The organism is Aeromonas sp. 600479, from assembly GCF_049175515.1.
GTDB classification, from domain to species: Bacteria; Pseudomonadota; Gammaproteobacteria; order Enterobacterales; family Aeromonadaceae; genus Aeromonas; species Aeromonas veronii_A.
In genome coordinates this window covers 40,456-58,554 of sequence record NZ_JAAKVF010000002.1, presented here as the reverse complement: position 1 = coordinate 58,554, position 18,099 = coordinate 40,456, and the positions used below count along the sequence as shown (strand labels likewise).

Annotated in this window: 19 protein-coding genes, 1 pseudogene and 1 riboswitch; of the genes and pseudogenes, 7 read left to right on the top strand and 13 right to left on the bottom strand. The window is 60.6% G+C overall.

All coding sequences use genetic code 11. From position 1 onward, the window contains the following. Positions 1-14: 14 nt before the first annotated feature. Positions 15-872: a helix-turn-helix transcriptional regulator gene (locus tag G5149_RS02935; RefSeq protein ID WP_421211513.1), complete on the bottom strand. Its 858-nt coding sequence runs from the start codon at positions 870-872 to the stop codon at positions 15-17. 120 nt (positions 873-992) lie between these two features. Between G5149_RS02935 and G5149_RS02930 the strand changes: the two genes are divergently transcribed. Both G5149_RS02930 and G5149_RS02925 read left to right on the top strand, forming a co-directional pair. After that, entirely contained in the window at positions 993-2,372 is a 1,380-nt protein-coding gene (locus tag G5149_RS02930; protein ID WP_216979273.1) for an MATE family efflux transporter, read from the top strand. Positions 2,373-2,495: 123 nt separating this feature from the next. Next, complete coding sequence (locus G5149_RS02925; RefSeq protein ID WP_005338382.1) at positions 2,496-2,744, top strand: YciN family protein; 249 nt, start codon at positions 2,496-2,498, stop codon at positions 2,742-2,744. A gap of 33 nt (positions 2,745-2,777) precedes the next feature. On the opposite strand, the gene G5149_RS02920 is transcribed toward G5149_RS02925, so the two are convergent. After that, complete coding sequence (locus G5149_RS02920; RefSeq protein ID WP_005349944.1) at positions 2,778-3,899, bottom strand: GGDEF domain-containing protein; 1,122 nt, start codon at positions 3,897-3,899, stop codon at positions 2,778-2,780. Positions 3,900-4,145: 246 nt separating this feature from the next. Here G5149_RS02920 and G5149_RS02915 point away from each other — a divergent pair, with 246 nt between their 5' ends. Both G5149_RS02915 and G5149_RS02910 read left to right on the top strand, forming a co-directional pair. Beyond that, a complete protein-coding gene (locus G5149_RS02915) occupies positions 4,146-5,543 on the top strand; it encodes a nucleobase:cation symporter-2 family protein (RefSeq protein WP_216979274.1) in 1,398 nt (465 codons plus the stop codon). Between the two features lie 99 nt (positions 5,544-5,642). Next, a complete protein-coding gene (locus tag G5149_RS02910) occupies positions 5,643-6,359 on the top strand; it encodes a lipoyl protein ligase domain-containing protein (protein ID WP_421211510.1) in 717 nt (238 codons plus the stop codon). Between the two features lie 112 nt (positions 6,360-6,471). Here G5149_RS02910 and G5149_RS02905 read toward each other — a convergent pair whose 3' ends face one another. Continuing rightward, a complete protein-coding gene (locus tag G5149_RS02905) occupies positions 6,472-7,848 on the bottom strand; it encodes an alanine/glycine:cation symporter family protein (RefSeq protein ID WP_005338391.1) in 1,377 nt (458 codons plus the stop codon). A 107-nt stretch (positions 7,849-7,955) separates the two neighbouring features. Further along, a riboswitch (glycine riboswitch) is annotated at positions 7,956-8,071 on the bottom strand. Positions 8,072-8,578: 507 nt separating this feature from the next. Here G5149_RS02905 and G5149_RS02900 point away from each other — a divergent pair. Then, complete coding sequence (locus G5149_RS02900) at positions 8,579-9,745, top strand: type III PLP-dependent enzyme (protein WP_421211508.1); 1,167 nt, start codon at positions 8,579-8,581, stop codon at positions 9,743-9,745. An 88-nt stretch (positions 9,746-9,833) separates the two neighbouring features. Here the strand turns inward: G5149_RS02900 and G5149_RS02895 are convergent, their stop codons facing one another. Both G5149_RS02895 and G5149_RS02890 read right to left on the bottom strand, forming a co-directional pair. Continuing rightward, positions 9,834-10,802: a calcium/sodium antiporter gene (locus G5149_RS02895; protein WP_421211506.1), complete on the bottom strand. Its 969-nt coding sequence runs from the start codon at positions 10,800-10,802 to the stop codon at positions 9,834-9,836. Positions 10,803-10,927: 125 nt separating this feature from the next. Continuing rightward, positions 10,928-11,401, bottom strand: coding sequence for a peroxiredoxin (locus tag G5149_RS02890; protein WP_100646526.1), 474 nt, complete (start codon positions 11,399-11,401; stop codon positions 10,928-10,930). A gap of 126 nt (positions 11,402-11,527) precedes the next feature. On the opposite strand from G5149_RS02890, the gene G5149_RS02885 reads away from it, so the two are divergent. Beyond that, complete coding sequence (locus G5149_RS02885) at positions 11,528-12,454, top strand: phenylacetate--CoA ligase family protein (protein WP_421211504.1); 927 nt, start codon at positions 11,528-11,530, stop codon at positions 12,452-12,454. 83 nt (positions 12,455-12,537) lie between these two features. Here G5149_RS02885 and yfcD read toward each other — a convergent pair whose 3' ends face one another. Further along, entirely contained in the window at positions 12,538-13,020 is a 483-nt protein-coding gene (gene yfcD, locus G5149_RS02880; protein ID WP_204381628.1) for an NUDIX hydrolase YfcD, read from the bottom strand. 204 nt (positions 13,021-13,224) lie between these two features. On the opposite strand from yfcD, the gene G5149_RS02875 reads away from it, so the two are divergent. Then, on the top strand, positions 13,225-13,443 hold the full coding sequence (locus G5149_RS02875; RefSeq protein ID WP_005343912.1) for a DUF1107 family protein: 219 nt from the start codon (positions 13,225-13,227) through the stop codon (positions 13,441-13,443). Positions 13,444-13,495: 52 nt separating this feature from the next. Here G5149_RS02875 and G5149_RS02870 read toward each other — a convergent pair whose 3' ends face one another. From G5149_RS02870 to G5149_RS02840, 7 genes and pseudogenes are all read right to left on the bottom strand, one after another. Further along, positions 13,496-13,810: a DUF2845 domain-containing protein gene (locus G5149_RS02870; protein ID WP_337072561.1), complete on the bottom strand. Its 315-nt coding sequence runs from the start codon at positions 13,808-13,810 to the stop codon at positions 13,496-13,498. Between the two features lie 188 nt (positions 13,811-13,998). Further along, positions 13,999-14,610: an FKBP-type peptidyl-prolyl cis-trans isomerase gene (locus G5149_RS02865; RefSeq protein ID WP_005338405.1), complete on the bottom strand. Its 612-nt coding sequence runs from the start codon at positions 14,608-14,610 to the stop codon at positions 13,999-14,001. A gap of 212 nt (positions 14,611-14,822) precedes the next feature. Next, a pseudogene (locus tag G5149_RS02860) lies at positions 14,823-14,915 on the bottom strand (copper homeostasis protein CutC); the annotation flags it as partial. A 36-nt stretch (positions 14,916-14,951) separates the two neighbouring features. Further along, complete coding sequence (locus tag G5149_RS02855) at positions 14,952-15,677, bottom strand: copper homeostasis protein CutC (RefSeq protein ID WP_337072560.1); 726 nt, start codon at positions 15,675-15,677, stop codon at positions 14,952-14,954. A 41-nt stretch (positions 15,678-15,718) separates the two neighbouring features. Further along, positions 15,719-16,621 (bottom strand): ROK family protein, encoded by a 903-nt coding sequence (locus G5149_RS02850; protein WP_047435948.1) that lies wholly within the window; start codon positions 16,619-16,621, stop codon positions 15,719-15,721. A 108-nt stretch (positions 16,622-16,729) separates the two neighbouring features. Continuing rightward, positions 16,730-17,236, bottom strand: coding sequence for a GNAT family N-acetyltransferase (locus tag G5149_RS02845; RefSeq protein ID WP_421211501.1), 507 nt, complete (start codon positions 17,234-17,236; stop codon positions 16,730-16,732). Next, a complete protein-coding gene (locus tag G5149_RS02840) occupies positions 17,224-18,030 on the bottom strand; it encodes a M48 family metallopeptidase (protein WP_005338409.1) in 807 nt (268 codons plus the stop codon). Before G5149_RS02840 ends, G5149_RS02845 begins: the two co-directional genes overlap by 13 nt. Between the last annotated feature and the right edge of the window lie 69 nt (positions 18,031-18,099).

The window sequence follows — 18,099 nt, the reverse complement described above, 5'->3', positions numbered from 1 at the left end:
TTGTCTCATTAATTTCAAAGAGTTTGCACATCCGCTGCAAAAGGTTTGCGACCCAGTCGACGAAAGGCGCCGGGGGTCTGACCAGTCAGACGACGAAATCGGTTGGCAAAGTTGGCCCCATCGCTGTAACCGACCCGGGCCGCCAGCTCGCCAAGTGGCCAGTTGGTATAGAGCAGCAGCTGGCGCGCCTTGTTCATTCTGAGCTCGGTCACCCTCGCCATCGGCCCCATACCGAACGCTTGCTGGCAGAGGCGATGCAGATGGGGCACCGAGCAGGCCATTTGCCGGGCCAGCAGGGCGACACTCCAGGGTTCGTCCAGGCGCGCCTCCACCCGGCGAAACAGTGCCTGCAACCTGAGTTCAGGGGTACCGCGCACCTCCCCTTGCAGGGTGCGCTCCAGCAGCACCAGCAACAGGCTGAGCAGTTGAGGTTGCAGCGAAGAGCGAACCCCCTCCCCCTGCATCAGGCTGAGCAGATGATAGAGCTGATCGCCGCCATCCCCTTGCCAGATACGGTGACCCAGGCGATGCAGGTGCTGCCAGCGCGGCACGTCATCGAGCAAAATCCAGCTGATCTGCCAGTTTTCGCCAATCAGCTTGAGACCGCCGGGTACGGCGGCGGGCAGGAAAATCAGCGACCCGGACGGAATGGCTTGCTCCCCCTCGTCGGTGAGCAGCGCCCCCCCCTCATCGTGACTCACCATCAGGATGTGAAACTCGGGGCGATTGCGGCGGATCAGGTAGTGATCCCGCACCCGGGAGAGGCCGGTCAGGAAGATCCCTGCCTCGCCGAGCAGCGGCAGCCCTTCACGTCCCAACATCTGCTCTTCACAGGCTGGCGCTATCTCCAGACACTCTCTGGCAAATGGCATAACACCTCAAAAGGATAGTTTTACACAAGAAAATCGAGATCTACTCACAGTGGTAACTGCTCTACACCCCCTTATCATAACCATGACAACCCTTGCTTTTCTCATACCCGGTTAACAACTATGAATTATTGGCAAGCGATTTTAAAACAAACCACCGATCGCGAGTTCATGACCCGATTGTGGCGACTGGCCCTGCCCGTCTCGCTGCAATCCATGATGTTCTCCCTGCTCGGCCTCATCGATATCATGATGGTGAGCCAGCTTGGTACCACAGCTGTGGCGGCGGTCGGCTTGGGTAACCGGGTCTTCTTCTTCAATCTGCTGGTGATAGCGGGCCTCGCGGGCGGGGTCTCGGTATTGGCAGCACAATACTTCGGGCGCGGGGAGATGGCCGGGGTACGCCGCTCCCTGGCGCTGGCCATAGTGGGCGCCTTGCTGGTCACCCTGCCCTTTGCCTTCATCTATGTGTTATCACCGGGCAGCGTGCTCGGCTTTGCCAGTCAGGATCCGGCGCTGCGGGCACTGGCGGATCAATTCTTGATGATCACCGGCGCCACCATCCTCTGTACCGCCATCGTGGTGCCGCTGGAATCAGCCCTGCGCTCGGTGGGCAATGCCGCCGCGCCGACCCGGATCGGCATTATCGCCATCATCGCCAACGTCATCCTCAACTACGCCCTCATCTTCGGTCACTTCGGCTTCGAGGCAATGGGGGTGGCCGGTTCGGCCTGGGGCACCACCATTTCCCGGCTGCTGCAGACAGCCCTGCTGCTGCTCTACGTAAAGCGTTATGAAGCGCGCCTGATCCCGCGCGCACCAGACTGGCTGGCCGCCTTCAAGCGCAAGGAGGTGGTGCGCTTTACCCTGATCGCCCTACCGCTGCTGTTCCACGACGGCCTCTGGGCCTTCGGCATGCTGATTTACGGCTTTCTCTATGCCCATCTTGGCACCGATTCGCTGGCCATCATGACCACACTCGGCACCCTGGAGAGCATCCTTATCTCCCTCTTCTTCGGACTGGCGGTGGCCTGCTCAACTCTGCTCGGTCACCGGCTTGGCGCCGAAGAGTACGAGGTCGCCTGGCAGCACTCCCAGCTCTTCCTGCTGCTCGCCCCCATCGGCGCCCTGCTGGTGGGGATCTCCGTCTGGCTGCTGCAGACCAACCTGCTGCAGTGGGTCGGCAACCTGCCTCCCGAGCTGATGGCCGAGGCGGGTCAGGTGCTCGGCATCATGTGCTTTGGCATGCTGCTCAAGGTGTTCAACATGGTGGGGATCATCGGGGTGCTGCGCTCGGGCGGCGACGTTAACTACACCATCTTCATCGACATTGTCGGCATGTGGTGTATCGGCTTGCCGCTGGCGTGGGTGGCGGTCTCTCTGCTCGGCTGGCCCCTCTCCTGGGTAGTAGCGGTGGTGCTGCTGGAGGAGATCAGCAAGATGGTGCTGGTGCAGCGTCGCATTCGCCAGCGCCGCTGGCTGAAGAATCTGGTGATGGGCTAATACGCGACAAAGCGGGGTCATATCAATGACAGAAAATCCCCGTTTGCAGTATGCTAGCCTCCTCTTCAATCAGAGGCAGGGATCCACGATTTCCCTGTCCAGTAGTCGTTTAAGGAGACGAGCATGCAACCACAGAAAGAGCTGATCACCGAGACGGCCCTGCTTGAGATGGCCAACAAGATCATTAAAGAGCATGAAGACTTCATCCACGGTATGCGCGCCGATTCGGTGGAGCAGAAGGGGGATATTCTGGTGTTCAAGGGGGAGTATTTCCTGGCCGAAGATGGCACCCCGACCGGCAAGACCATGGCGGTCTTCAACATGTTCAAGCTGCTGGCCCAGCAACTCTCCGGCAAGTACAAGCTGGCCTGATCTCGCCAGCACATTGCCAACAGGATGCCGCCCTCAGGCGGCATCTGTTTTTGCGCGGTTCTGCCCCTCGACCACCACGCAGTTGCGTCCCGCCATCTTGGCCTGATAGAGACACTCATCGGCACGGTTGATCAGAATATCGATGGTGTCATCGGAACGAGCCATGGCAATCCCGATACTCACCGTCACCTCCAGCAATTCGTCCGAGGTGGGACTCTTCACCAGCCGCGCCTCGACGGCAATACGCAGCCGCTCGGCCATTTTGCTCGCCAGCGCCGGATCGGCGCAGTTGTGCATCAGGATGGCAAACTCTTCGCCGCCATAACGCCCCAGCACCATGTCAGGCTCCAGCTGCTCCCCCAGGGTGGTAGCCACCTCCTTGAGCACCGCATCCCCCGCCAGATGGCCGTAGATATCGTTGATCCGCTTGAAGCGATCGAGATCCAGCAGCATCACCGCAAAGGGCTTCTTCTTGAGTTGCAGCCGTATTCTGGCCTGCTCCAGCTGCTTCATCAGCAAGCGGCGGTTCATCATGCCGGTCAGCTCATCGGTGGTCGATTCCCGATAGAGCCGCAGCAGCATGTTGAGCTGGCCGCACTGCACCCAGCAGCTGGCCATGGTAAACATGCCGAGCACCCACACCTGATTCAGGGTGGCCTGACTCCAGATGCTCTGGCCCACCAGCAGCCAGTGGCCCAGCAGCATGGTCACCAGCACCACGCCTGCCAGTTGCAAGCCGAGGGAGAGGGGAATGGGGAAGATGGCAAACAGGGTGATCAGCAGATAGGGAAAGGCAGCATAGCCCGCCTGCAACTCCTGTCCGGCGCCAAAGCTGTTCAGGCAGAAGAGGGAGAAGAGCATCATCACGGCCATCAGGTAGCCAAGGGCCAGCTTCATCCGTTCCCGCTTGAAGTGGATGAGGTACGAGAGCGGAATAAGTGGCGAGAGCGCCAGGGTGCAGAAGATCCTGGCCTGAAACAGCTGCTCGAAATGAACGGCGGGCAAGGTCAACCAATCCACCACGGCCCAAGCGGGCAATCCGAGCATCAGCAAGCAGGTCAGCAGGCGCAAACGCACCGTCATAAAGCCCATGCGAGTACGAGTAAAGTCTTCGGAGTGAACCCTCGCACTCCAGAACTCTGACAACTTGAGCATCCAGAGTCTCCACGATGAATACTGAGGGCTCATTCTACACCTACAAAGTGGTAAAATTGTCATTAGCGGGGAGAATAAAAAGGAGAGGTCGGTCACACAAACCGACAGATGATAATCGCGGCGCGCAAACGTTTCAACCCATCAAAAAATAAACCTTTTTTTGCATAATTAGCGCTGGTCAGCCTCATTTCAATCACTACAATAGCGCCCAATTTTCTCCCCCTCCCCACACAATTTGAGGTACTTATGGAACAGGCTGCTGTCACACGCGCCAATCGAGAGGCACATCCACCCAGGCGAGCCCATAGCGAACTGGTCTATGGCATAGAGGATGTCCCGCCTCTGCCCCAGACGCTGTTCGCCGCCCTGCAGCATATGCTCGCCATGTTTGTCGCCATCATTACCCCGCCCCTGATTATCGCCAATGCCCTCGGCCTCCCTGCCGCCGACACCCGTTATATCGTCTCCATGTCGCTGGTCATGTCCGGCATCGCCTCCTTCATTCAAACCCGCCGCTTCGGCCCCATCGGTTCCGGCCTGCTCTCGGTGCAAGGTACCAGCTTCAACTTCCTCGGCCCCATCATCGCTTCCGGTCTCGCCCTCAAACAGGCGGCCATGCCCACCGAGGATCTGTTGGGCACATTGTTCGGCACCATGATGGTTGCCGCACTCACTATCGTGGTGATGAGCCGCTTCCTCCATCTGGTGAAACGGATCATCACCCCGCTGGTCACCGGCATAGTGGTGCTGCTGATCGGCCTGACCCTGATCAAAGTGGGCCTGATCAGCATGGGCGGCGGCTATGCAGCCCTCTCTGATGGCAGCTTCGCCAGTCACACCAACCTCTTCCTCTCCCTGCTGGTGCTCGGCCTTATCGTGTTGCTGCAACGCAGTCGCAACCCCTGGTTGCGCCTCTCCGCCATCATGATCGCCATGCTGGCGGGCTATGCCGTGGCCCTGCTGTTGGGCAAAGTGAGCGCCCCCACCTTCGACGGCCCGCTGGTGATGGTGCCCATTCCGCTCCACTACGGTCTCGGCTTTGACTGGCAGCTGTTCGTGCCGCTCGCCATCATCTTCGTGGTGACGGCGCTCGAAGCGATCGGCGACATGACCGCCACCTCGGATATCTCCGGCGAGCCACTGGAAGGGCCTGTCTATATGGAGCGGATCAAAGGCGGTGTGCTGGCTGATGGTGCCAACTCCATGCTGGCGGCAGTTTTCTCCACCTTCCCCATGTCCACCTTCGCCCAGAATAACGGCGTCATTCAGCTGACCGGCGTCGCCAGCCGTCACGTCGGGCTCTTTATCGCCGCCATGCTGGCCCTGCTCGGCCTGTTCCCGGCGGTCGCCAGTCTGGTGCAACAGATCCCCGAGCCCGTGCTGGGGGGCGCCACTATCGTGATGTTCGGCACCATCGCCGCCGCTGGCGTGCGCATCATTGCTCGCGAGGAGCTGGATCGCCGCGCTCTGATGATCCTGGCGGTGTCGCTGGCCATGGGGCTGGGGGTCGCGCAGGTGCCGGAAGTGCTGCAACACCTGCCGGAGCTGACCAAGAGCGTGCTCTCCTACGGCGTCGCCACCGGTGGCATTACCGCCATCGTGCTCAACCTGCTGCTGCCCAAGCGCGAAGCGCGTCACTCCTGAGACGTCGCCTACCGATAGCAAACAGCCCTGCACTGCGGGGCTTTACCTTGCCAGTCGCCACGGGTAGTGTGCTGGGCAGCCTTTTTTGAGGATGCCGCCATGCCCTATCCCCTGCTCTCCCCCCTCCCCGATACCGCTTCACCCGCACAGATACTGGTGCAAGAGCAGCACTGGCTGCGCGACTGTGCCCATGACGGCCAGCCCCGCGCTCACCTGTGGCAGGCGCCCCAATGCCTGATTGTCACTCGCAAGGATACCCGCCTCCCCCATTACGAAGCCGCCTGCAAACAGCTGGCAGACGAAGGTTGGCCAGTGCATGTGCGCGACAGCGGCGGCACCGCCGTGCCCCACGGGGCGGGGATCTTCAACCTATCCCTGCTGCTGCCTCGTTCCACCACAGATCTCGCCCACTACTACCGGCTGCTGGGGGCGCCACTGCTGACCCTGCTGGCGGAGTACGGCCTTGAGGGAAGCTATGACTTCGTACCCGGCTCCTTTTGCGATGGTCAGTACAATCTGGTGATCGGGGGACGCAAGATCACCGGCACCGCCCAGCGCTGGCTGGCGCCGGGGCAGGATCACCAGGGCGCCGTGCTGGCGCAAGCCATGCTGCTGGTGGCGGGTGATGTGGATGAGGGAACCAGAATGGCGAGCCGCTTCTACGAGCTGGCGGGCGGCGAGCTGCGTTTTATAACGGGAACATCCACCACGCTGGCAAGCTGCATCGATTGGCGCGGTAGCGAGCAGGCACTGGTAGAGAAAGTGCGAGCACGTCTGGATAGCCTGCTGAGCGAGGGGCTATCCCCCTCATCCTGACCTTATCCCGAAGGGAGAGGGAAAGTACCCATCCAGAGATAGCGCACAAAAAAGCCACGACCGGAGTCGTGGCCTGTTCTTTTCAAGGGGAACGTGAAACGGGCCGAGGCGTTCAGGCCGTCTGCGGCTCCGGTTCAGCTTCGCTATCCAGATCCCGGCTAAAGTAGGCGCGGGTCTCGGCGATCACCACATGGCGCAGGCCAATCAGGCCGATGAGGTTGGGCACCGCCATCAGGCCGTTAACGATATCGGCCAGCAGCCAAATCATGTCCAGATGGAGGAAAGCACCGCTCGCCACCAGCGCCAGATAGACCAGACGATAGGGCTTGATTGCCTTCACCCCGAACAGGTACTCGGTGCAGCGCTCGCCGTAGTAGTTCCAGCCAAGGATGGTGGTAAAGGCGAAGAACAGGAGGCCAATGCTCACCAGATACTGGCCGACATGGGCATCGAGCCCCTGGGCAAAAGCCAGACTGGTCATGGCCGCGCCGCTTGCATCGCCGCTCCACACGCCGGTCACCACCAGGGTCAGGCCGGTCATGGTGCAGATGATGATGGTGTCGATGAAAGTACCTGTCATGGAGACCAGCCCCTGCTCCACGCACGAATCGGTCTTGGCTGCCGCCGCCGCGATGGGCGCAGAGCCCAGTCCCGATTCGTTGGAGAAGACCCCGCGCGCCACCCCGGACTGAATGGCCAGCATGATGCTGGCACCGACGAAGCCGCCGGTCGCCGCATGGCCGGTGAAGGCACTCTCGATCACCAGCATGACAGCATCGGGCAGGGCGCTGGCGTTGTTCACCAGCACGCCCAGACAGGCGACGATGTAGAAGATGGCCATGAAGGGCACCACCTTGCTCGACACGCTGGAGATGGATTTGATCCCTCCCAGGGTCACCAGCGCCACGATCAGGGTCAGCACCACGGCGGTCGCTTCACGGGGCACCGAGAAGGAGAGGCTCATGGCATCGGAGATGGCATTGACCTGCGGGAAGGTACCGATCCCGAAGAAGGCGACGCCGATGCCAAACAGGGCAAACAGCTTGGCGAGCGGCTTGGAGCCGAGCCCCTTCTCCAGATAGTACATGGGGCCACCCGCCATCTGGCCGTTGGCATCCTGCTCGCGATATTTGACCGCCAGCAGACACTCGGCGTATTTGGTAGCCATGCCGAAAAGGGCTGCCATCCACATCCAGAACAGGGCACCGGGGCCGCCGAGCTTGATGGCGGTAGCCACCCCGACGATGTTACCGGTGCCAATGGTGGCAGAGAGGGCGGTACAGAGGGCGCCGAAGCTGGAGACATCCCCCTGCTTGCCCTGCCCCTGATCGCGGCCAAAGACCAGCCGCAGAGCGAGCGGCAAGCGCACCACCTGAAGCAGACCCAGACGCAGGGTGAGATAGATACCGGTCCCGACCAGCAGGATCAGCAGGGGCGGACCCCAGATAAAGCTATCGATGGCGGTTAACGCCGATTGAATTGATGACATGCATCCTCCTTAAGAAACAGAAATTAAGGAGGAGAAGGATGATCTTCCCATAGGTGTCGCGATCGGCCAGAGGCGATCGGATGCGGGCCAAGCCCAGGTACAACCATCCCATCCCCTCTGTCCTTTTGCCTGAGAGTTTCCGGCGCCAGCCTGCCCTTGCGGGTAGTCATGGTGCCTTGCTCCTTCGGCGCCCGATTTAACGGGTCTCTCCAGAGTATCGTCCAGTAGCAGTCCACACCGGTTGCCCGGTACCTGAAAGATTCACTTCTTCGGTGGATGGTTGCCCATCACTCTCCTGCTACCTTCATCCGAACTAGTTTGGATTAGGAAGTCGGCATGTTAATCCAAAAAATGTGAGCTGTCTCGCACTTGGCTGCCCCCATTTATATTTTTTTAGTGACCGCCAGAACCGCGGCAAGAATGTTAAATGTTAGTTAACTATCAACAAGTTAGGCCCTCACGGATCAAATGTGGCCCAAACGAGAAAAATGGCGGATAGAGAATAGTGATCCCTCTCGTTTCGCCAAGAAAATCTTGCCGACATATCCAATCAAAATGCTTGCACACAGAATCAATAAGCCGATAATCCGCTGCATAACCAAGCACTTTGTTATCAATTTATGCACTGTGTTCGGTTGGTCCCACCGGACCGCTCGCCTGACCCGGCCGTCGCCGGTTCAATCGCATATGGCTTGGGCATATCACGCCCCCTAAGGATGACCAAAAGAGAATGAACGAGACCCTGGTTGCAAAAGATGTGGTCGCACAAGATTACCGTCAGCTGGTTGAACAATTCGGCTCCCCCCTGCTGCTGCTCGACAAGGCAGCCGTCCGCAAACAGTATCGGGCCCTGGCCGCCGCCCTGCCCGATGTACGATTGCACTATGCACTCAAACCCCTGCCCCATGAGGCGGTGGTCTCTGTCTTGAAGGAAGAGGGGGCCTGTTTCGATCTGGCCACCAATGGCGAAGTGGATCTGGTGCGCAGTCAGGGGGTTCGCCCGGGACGTTGCATTCATACCCATCCCATCAAGCGCGACAGCGATATCCGTTACGCGCTGGAGTTCGGCTGCACCGTGTTTGTCTACGACAACCCGCTGGAGCTGGAGAAGTTCATTCCCTACAAAGACGAAGTGAAACTGCTGCTGCGGGTCAGCTTCCCGAACCCCGAGACCAAGGTCGATCTCTCCAAAAAGTTCGGCTGCACTCCGGAGCAGGCGCTGCCGCTGTTGCAACTGGCCCACGCCAAGGGGATCAAGGTGATGGGGCTGTCGTTCCACGTCGGCTCCCAGGTACCCCACGCCCGTCGCCATGTGCAGGCCATCGACGCCTGCCGCGAGATCATGGAGCAGGCCTGGGCGCTCGGGCTCAAGCCCTGGGTGCTGGATATCGGCGGTGGTTTCCCGGTGGATTATGAAGGGGGCGAGTTCGATATCGACAGCTTCTGCGCGCCGATCCGCGAAGCGCTGGCCAAGTTGCCCGCTACCGTGCAGAAGATTGCCGAACCGGGCCGCTTTATCAGCGCGCCGGCCATGACTTCGGTTTCCAGCGTGATGGGCAAGGCGCACCGCGGCGACAAGATCTGGTACTACCTGGATGACGGTCTCTACGGCAGCTACAACGGCCAGCTCTATGACCACGTCACCTATCCGGTGAGCACGCCTTATGCCAGTGGCGAGCAGCACAATTCGGTGCTCTCCGGCCCCACCTGCGACAGCGTGGATGTGATCCGTGATGGCATCATGCTGCCGGACCTGGCTATCGGCGAGTTGGTGGTTGGCAAGGTGATGGGCGCCTACACCTGGGCCTCCGCCTCCACCTTCAACTTCTTCCCCAAGGCCAGCATCCTCATTCTGGACAGCGGCCAGAAGGGGCAGAAGCTGGTGGCAGTAGCCTGAGCACACCGCTCTCTCGCCAACAAGTTCACTGGGCAAAAACAAGAGGGGGAAGCTTGCGCTTCCCCCTCTCTCATTTCACCAACCCCTATCAGATAAACTGACTGGTCAGCAGCCAGCCGGTGTAGGCGACGAAGCAGGTCAGCAGCACGCCCCCCTCCAACCGGCTGATACGGCCCTGCCCCTTGCGGCCCAGACACATCACCAGCAGCAGCAGGGTCAGCCCCATCATGATGCTCCAGTCACGGGTGAGCACTTCCGGCGCCACATCCAACGGATGAATACCCGCCGCGATCCCCACCACCGCCAGGGTGTTGAACAGGTTGGAGCCGAGCACGTTGCCAAGAGCCAGATCATGCTCGTTCTTGCGAATGGCGATGAGGGACGAGGCCAGCTCCGGCAGGGAGGTGCCTACCGCGACTATGGTGAGACCAATCACCAGATCACTGATACCGAGTGCCTGAGCGATGGTCACCGCTCCCCAGACCAACAGGCGGGAAGCGCCGATCAGCAGCACCAGCCCGACCACCAGCCAGAAGATGGCGCTCTTGAGGGACATCCCCTCGCTCTCGATATCCTCGGCGGTCTCGGTATCCAGCGCATCTCCCTTGCCATTCATGCCAGCCCAGATGGACCAACCCATCAGGGCAACGAAGACAGCCCCCAGAATGACCGCATCCATCCGGCCCAGATGACCATCAATCAGCAGGGCGCCGGAGAGCAGGGTAATACCGAGCAGGATCGGGATCTCCTTGCGCACTACCTGAGAGGCCACCGCGATAGGGCTGATCAGTGCCGTCAGACCCAGGATCAGCGCGATATTGGTGATGTTGGATCCATAGGCGTTACCGAGCGCCAACCCGGGATTGCCCTGCGAGGCGGCCAGTGCCGAAACCACCATTTCGGGGGCCGAGGTACCAAAACCGATGATCACCATGCCGATCAGCAGCGGCGGCATCCCCGCATAACGGGCGGTGGCGGCAGCGCCATCCACAAACTTGTCAGCACTCCAGACCAGCAGCGCCAGTCCGGCAATCAGGGCAACAACAGCCAGGGTCATAACATCTCCATCCCATCGCCAGTAAGCAACAGAGTCAGGACAAGCTCCTGACCCAATTCAAAAGTGGCGCCAGTGTAACGAGCCAGCCTCCCATTTCAAGGGAAAATCAAACTGTGATTAACATTTCACAGCACAGCCAGCAGACTCGCGGCATCGGAGACCTCAAACTTGCCAGGCGCCTCCACAAACAGCTGCTCGACCACGCCATCGTTGGCGATCAACGCAAAGCGCTGGGCACGGATGCCGCCAAAGGCGCCGGTATCCTTGGCAAGACCCAGCGCACGGGTCCAGCTGCCGTCACCATCCGCCAGCATGGTGATCGCCTCGGCGTTCTGGGCAGTCTGCCAGGCCCGCATCACGAAAGCATCGTTGACCGACAGACAGCAGATGGCATCCACCCCTTTGGCCATAAACTGATCGGCCAGCACCACATAGCCGGGCAGATGGGCATTGGAGCAGGTGGGAGTAAAAGCACCGGGCACGGCAAACAGCACTACTTTTTTACCGGCGAACAGCGTCTGGCTATCCCGCAGTTGCTTGCCCTCGGCGGTGATAAAGGTAAATTCGCCCGAAGGCAGAGTCTGACCCATCGCAATCATTGTGCTCATCCTTAAGTAGAGGGAGAAGGCCCCAGTCTACCCCACCGTCGAGCTGTGACACAGGCCTCCCTTTGCCGGGATCATTTGAACTAACCTTGAGCAGGATCAGCCGACCAAGGAGGCCTCATGCAGCACTATTACGATGGACTGGAAATTCGCCCCCCCGCCTTGCGCGAACAACAGCAGCTGGAACAGCTCAATCATCAGCTTACCCATGTCAGTCAATATTGCGCCGGTTACTCCAGCGTCTATCGCCAGTGCCGCCTCGAGGATCTGGCAGAGCTGGCCACCTTGCCCTTGCTGGACAGCACCGAACTGTTTGCCGCCCAGCAAGCTCATCCCCCCTTTGCCGGTCTCACCGGCCGTCCGGCCAGTCAGGCGCTGCGGGTCTTCTCCTGTCCGGGCCAGCTGGCCATCCCCGAGTATGCGGGTGCTGACTGGTGGGGGGCCGCCCGGGCGCTGTTTGCCGCCGGTTTCAAGCCGGGTGAGGTAATACTCAATGGCCACGACTATCATGCCGGCCCCACCGCCTTTATCTTCGATAACGGTGCCCGACAGCTGGGTGCCCCCGTGGTACCTTGCGGGCCCCACGATACCCAGCGCCAACTGGAGGCGCTGCTGCGCTATCAACCCACCGGCTACGTCGGTCCGCTGATGACCCTGCTCGATCTGCTGGAAGCGGCCGAAGCGGCCGACATCCCGACCGACTCACTGCGCCGCGCCCTGCTGTGTGAAGCCACCCATCCCGAAACCGCGCCGCTGCGCGCCATTCACGGCATTGCAGCCCTCAACTGTCTGGTGTGGCAGGATGTAGGGGTGGTGGCCTACGAGAGTCAGCCCGGTCAGGGCTTTATCGTCAACGAGAGCTGCATCGTCGAAATCATCGATCCCGCCAGCGGCGAGCCGGTGAGCGGCGACAAGACCGGCCAGCTGGTGCTGACCAGGCTTGACCTGGAGTATCCATTGCTGCGCCTCGTCACCGACTGGCAGGGGCACTGGCTCACGACGCCAAGCCCGTGCGGTCGCTCCAACCGGCGCCTAAAACTGGTGTAGCAGGCCAAGTAGATTCACAAATGCAGACGGGCAGCCATCAGGCTGCCCGTCTTCTCTCTCGCGAAGAAAATGTGCGGCGCTTGTCAGCGTCTCGCCTGCCAGGTGGCGATGGCGAGCAGGGAGTCGGGGGTAAATTCGCTGGCACGCTCCGCGATCTCGGCCAGGCTCATCCAGTGCACCGCGCTCACCTCTTCGGCCTGCAACTGCAGCGGCCCCTGATAACGGCAGCTGAAGAGACCGCCCCAGACCCGGTAGCCCTCCCCTTCGGCATAGAAGCTGCCAAAGCCCTGCAGTGGAACATCCATAATCCCCAGCTCTTCGGCCAACTCGCGGCGGGCGGAGCGCTCCATCTCCTCACCGGTGGTGACCACGCCACCGGCGCAGGCATCCAGCATGCCGGGGCAGAAATCCTTGCTGAGGGTGCGTCGCTGCACCAGGATCCGATCCGCGTCGTCGAGCACCAGAATATAGCTGGCACGATGGCAGAGATTCTCCCGCCGCACCTCGGCTCGCTCGGCCACGCCAATCACCCGGTTATCCTCATCCACCACATCAACCCATTCCACGCACAGATCCTTTGGTTCGTTCCATTCAAGGCCGCAGTATATCGGTGCAGCTCGTTGTCGTGGCACTACTTTTTCTGGCAGAGCAGCCCTTTTGGTGGCGTCTGCACCCAGAGAAAGGATTCACACAAATCTTTATAAACCGTCATATCAATGTCATTGACCGACACCATAGTGTGCCCTGTCCAGGCAATAAGGGAACTTGTGATGAAGGTGTTCAAGCAGTTATCCCCACGGCAGATCGCTCGCTACATCAAGAGCTTTCATCGAGGCTATTTTGCCATCGAGTCGCTGGGGACATTTGAATTCAACGCGGGCAGGATCAGCCTCCATGGCCTGACCTGCCGCCAGCGGCTAAGGCTGGCCCGCCAGATCAATCTGGCCGTCGGCCAGCTTCGTCACAACGACCCCTTGCCGGACATGTGAGTCCAAGGGGCTTGCCCTGCTGTCTGTTGTGCATCCATGCTTTGCCCGCCGACTAGTCACCGCGCGGGCCGTTTTCGATGTCAGTAATGATGCCGTTACGCACCGTCACGAAACGCATGAACTCGTTCTTGCCGAAGTTATAGGTCCAGCGTTCGCCATATTTGACCTGCACCAGATTGCCAAACTGGTTCTCCTCATTGCGGTTGAGCTCTTCGCGCAACATCGGCTCACCGCACTTGAGCAGCATCTCGGCGGTGGTGTCGCCTTCGGTAATAAGCGCGTTCTTGCAGCGCATGGCATCAGCACTGGCCGGAATACTCAGCAGCAACAGAGCAAGCCCCGCTACTTTCTTCATCTTCTTGCTCATCGGGTTCTCCTTATACTCTCTAATGAGTCGCAGTATGCCTGTTCCCGTTTCTGAAAAAACCAGTAAAAAGCGCAAAAGTGCCGCCCTTTTCTGCTCTCCAGCCCGCTGGTCGCGACAAATGCTGTCTATCACATAGCCCAAAAACAAACGGCGACCCGAGGGTCGCCGTTTGCATCAAGCCAGCAGGATCACAGGATGTCCAGCAGCTCGACTTCAAATACCAGTGCAGAGTAAGGCGGGATGGAGCCCGCGCCACGGGCACCGTAGGCCAGATCGTGGGGGATGTAGAGCTTCCACTTGGAACCAACCGGCATCAGCTGCAGCGCTTCAACCCAGCCAGCGATCACGCCGGTTACCGGGAATTCAGCCGGCTGGCCGCGAGCGACAGAGCTGTCGAATACGCCACCGTGGGTGAAGGTTCCGTGGTAGTGCACACGCACGGACTGACCGGCTACCGGAACGGCACCGTTGCCTTCTACCAGCACTTCGTACTGCAGACCGGAGTCGGTCACCTTCACTTCAGCGCGCTTGGCGTTATCAGCCAGGAAGGCTTCGCCGTCAGCAGCGGCGGCCTTGGCGGCGGCTTCCTGCTCTTCTTGCATACGCGCAGTGATCACCTGGAAGGCATCATTGATATCGTCACGGCTGACCGCGAACTCCAGACCATTCAGGGCATCTGCCAGACCTTGTTGCAGGGCCGGGATATCCAGACCGGCGAAGGCTTGCTGCGCCAGCTGATCACCCATGTTGCGGCCGATGCCATAGCTGGCCTTCTGTTCGATAGAGTCGTATTGGGACATTGAGATGTTGCTCCAGATCCATGTAGTAAAGAGGCGGGATAATATCAGACTTTTATGTCGGGTGCTGCCGGCCAGACCGTTGATTTACCCGTCAGTGGGAGGAACTTCACACAAGAAGCGGATGAACGCCGCCCAACGGCGGCGCTCTGCTTAAGCTCGATCCAGCAAGGCTCTGACTACCGCGAGCCTGGAGAAATCCCATCCGGCTTTCTTCACGCCTTGTCGAGCAACGCACGCACCGCGGCCACCTTGGCGCCGTCGGTGATATTGACCCGACCGTCATCCGAGGTGCCCATATTGACGCCCATAAGGAGGGACACCATGCCACCACGCTGCTTTCCTCACGCCTTGTCGAGCAACGTACGCACCGCGGCCACCTTGGCGCCGTCGGTGATATTGACCCGACCATCATCCGAAGTGCCCATATTCACTCCGTGCGGCACCATGCCACCGCGCCAGCCCATGCCGGACATATGCACTTCGCTCACCCCGGTGAACTCGATGATGGTACGCACGTTGTCGGCATTGACCCCGGCCCCCGGCATCAGGCTGGCACGCCCCGCCAGCGCCTGCTGCATCTCCTGCAGGGTTTCCAACCCAGCCAACGCAGTCGGCGCATGGCCCGAGCTTAAAATGCGCTCGCAACCGGCCGCGACTATGGTCTCCAGATCAAGACGCCAGTCGGAGGAGAGGTCGATGGCACGATGGAAAGTGACCCCCAACGGTCCTGCAGCATCCACCAGCTGTTTGAGTTTGGCGGCAGGCACACGCCCCTCCTCATCCAGCAAACCGACCACCACCCCTTGCAGCCCCGCAGCGCGTGCCGCCGCGATATCTTGCAGCATCATCTCGAACTCGCCGTCGTTGAAGCAAAAATCCCCGGCACGCGGGCGGATCATGGCATAAACCGGCACGGTGGCATGGCGGGCCGCCTGCTGCATAAAACCGTAGGAGGGGGTCAGGCCGCCCAGACCCAGCGCAGAGCAGAGCTCGATGCGATCTGCCCCGGATTGCTGGGCAGTAAACAGGGATTCCAGGTTGTCGATACAGATTTCAAGACGGGTCATGAGGACTCCTTTTTCGGGGAGATCAGACCCCACATCTGATCTCATAGATTGAGCAAGGCTGCGCCGCGCACACCACCGGCACCGCCGAAGCGGGCCTGGCGGATCTCGGGCAGGGCGACCCCGGGCAACAAGTGACCGGGCAGACGCAGCGGCAGCTGTTCATAGAGGGTGGGCAGGCCGCTCAGGCCACCCCCCAACACCACCACCTCGGGATCAATCACCGAAATGGCGGTGGCAAGCCCGGCGGCCATGATCTCCAGCCAGCAGTCGACCGTCTCGACCGCATGGGGTTCATGGGCCTCGAAGCGCCCCACAATCTGGTGACCCGTGGCGCGCTGGCCATGGAAATGGTGATAGAGACGCTCCAGACCGGTGCCGGAGGCATAGGTTTCAAAACAGACCAGACGGCCGCAGCCGCAACGGGGACGGGGCAACTCGGGGTACTTCATCAGCATGGTCGCGGGCAAGGGGTAGTGACCAATCTCGCCAGCCAGCCAGTTGCGCCCCTGAATAAGCTTGCCCGCCAGATAGACGGCGCCGCCGATACCGGTGCCGATGGTGACGCCGAGCGCACTGCCTGCGCCGTCGGCTGCCCCTTGATGCACTTCGGACCAGAGGAAGCAGTTGGCGTCGTTATCTACCTTGACCGGCCGCTCCAGCAGTTCGGCCAGATCGGCGCCCAGATGGCGACCATTGATGGAGGGCAGATTGGCCGCCACTATGCTGTGATCCTGGCTGTTGATGACGCCGGGAAAACCGATACCGACCGAGCCCCGTGCGCCGAAGCGGGCATCCGCCTGTTCGACCCGGGAGCGGATCAACTGCTGCAACCCCTCGTAATCGTTGCCCGGGGTGCTCATGCGCTCCTCATGGCAGAGGTTCAATGCACCGTCATAGACCGCGAAGGCGATCTTGGTGCCACCGATATCAAAGCCGTAATACATGCCAGCACTCCCTTGTCAGCCCGTGTTTATCCAACTCTGTTCCAAGGGGGACATTGTATTAATTCGCAAAAAAAATAAAGTGACCGAAGGCGAAAAACGGGAGAGTGATCAGAGCAAACGGCTCATTTGTCGCTGCAGGCAGGGCTGCCCGAGGCTTATCAGGGTGCGCTCCTCACCATCAAAGACGAAGCCGCGGCGCAGGTAGAACCCCTCGCCGATGTGGTTGCCATCGAGCAGCCACAATTTGACGCTATGACAACCGGCGCGGCGCATCTGCATCGCCACCGCCTGCCACAACCGTTTGCCATAGCCTTGTCGCCAATGGTCGGGATGGAGGTAAAAAGCGCGGATCAGGGCATGGCTCTGCCCCGCTTCCTGTTGTGGTTGCCAGTAGAGCAGGCCAATCACCACCTCGTCGAAACAAAGCAGCATGGGCCTTGGGCCAGGCTCGGCCAGACGGCTCTGCCAGATCTGCAGATGAGCGGTGACATCGAGCTGTTCCAGCAGGTCGGCTCCGAGCACCTGGCCATAGGCAGCGAGCCAGCTGGCTCGCTGCATCACCGTCATAGCGGCGGCATCGTCGCTGCGCGCCATGCGCAGGCTTATGCCTTGCATTGGGGCACCAGACCGTTGGCGCGGGCCTGCTCATAGAGCGGCAGCACTTGCGCCTGTTGCGCCTGCAACTCGGCGATCCGGTTCTCGTTGCTCGGGTGGGTGGAGAGCAGTTGCGGCGGCGTGTTGCCACCGGCGGCGGCACTCATGTTTTGCCACAGGGGGATCGCCTCGGCCGGATTGAACCCGGCGCGTGCCATCAGCTCAAGTCCGAGCCGATCCGCTTCGCTCTCCTGAGTTCGGCCATAGGGCAACATCACCCCCACCTCGACCCCGAGGCCAAGGGCGGCCATGGTGGCGCCGCGATACTCGCTGGTGCCCATGGCGATGTCCGCAGCCGCCAGACCGATCCCCGCCAGCTGGCTGCGCGAGAGTCGCTCGTTGGAGTGCTGGGCCAGTACGTGAGTCAACTCGTGACCGATGACGGTCGCCAGCTGATCCTGATTCTTGGCCACCTTGAGCAGGCCGCTGTAGACCCCGATCTTGCCGCCGGGCAGGGCGAAGGCGTTGACCTGTTTGGAGTCAAACACCACCACTTCCCAGTTGGTGATGCCATAGCTGGCCGGCACCTGGGCGGTCACCGCCTTGGCGACACAGGAGACATAGGCGTTGAGTTTGGCATCCTTGCTCACCTTCTCCTGCTTCTTCATCTGCTCGAAGGAGTCGGCGCCCAGCTGGTTCATCTGCTGGGGAGAGTAGAGCAGCATCTGGCTGCGGCCGGTCGGCGACTGGGCGCAGGCGACCAGCAGGGAACTACAGAGGGCTACCATGCCAAACTTGGTGAGGGACGCAATCATGAAGGGATCCTTTGCCATAACGTTGCCCTATTCTCGGAAATGCCGCCCTGCTGCGCAAGGGAGCCAGCC